Origin of the sequence: Thiospirillum jenense (assembly GCF_014145225.1) — a bacterium.
Taxonomy (GTDB): domain Bacteria; phylum Pseudomonadota; class Gammaproteobacteria; order Chromatiales; family Chromatiaceae; genus Thiospirillum; species Thiospirillum jenense.
The window spans coordinates 1-540 of the sequence record NZ_JABVCQ010000109.1; the positions used below are offsets into that span (position 1 = coordinate 1).

1 protein-coding gene is annotated in these 540 nt (G+C 48.1%); it reads right to left on the reverse strand.

Annotation, left to right across the window (positions count from 1 at the left end; translation table 11 throughout):
* Nucleotides 1–99 precede the first annotated feature (99 nt).
* A complete protein-coding gene (locus HUK38_RS14740; protein ID WP_182585062.1) occupies nt 100–327 on the reverse strand; it encodes a hypothetical protein in 228 nt (75 codons plus the stop codon).
* Between the last annotated feature and the right edge of the window lie 213 nt (nt 328–540).

Sequence of the window (540 nt, forward strand, 5' to 3'; positions counted from 1 at the left end):
ATTTCTTCGGGGGAAATGTCAGGTTGTGTGCCGTTGGGTTTGGTCATTATTCACCAATCCCGCGCATTGCACACAACCCAACCGACGCGACTTACGAGTTCATCCCGCATCGCGTAATTCCAAGCGTCTCTCAACATGTTCAAGTCGGCGTGTTAAGGCGTCAAGCCGATCATGAACGGTTGGCAAAGAAAGCACCAAGGTTGCTAGATGTTGTTCTTGAGCGGTCATACGCAATTCCAGGTTAGCCATGCGCTCATCTAAACGTCCCATCCGCATTTGGATGTCTTTCAAAATGGTTAAAACCAAATTGTCCACATTATCGGTCATGGGCAATCATCCCCAAATGGTTGAATATTTGCCGAGCATACCACAACACAAATAAAAAAACCGCCCCGATAGCGCGGCGGCGGTTGGTTAATTTCAATTCCAATTCAAGCAACGGTTAATTGAATTTTTCCCTTTTGATTAAATCCCCCCCAACCCCCCTTTGCAAAAGGGGGGCTTTACTCTTACCCCCCTTTGCAAAAGGGGGGGAGGGGG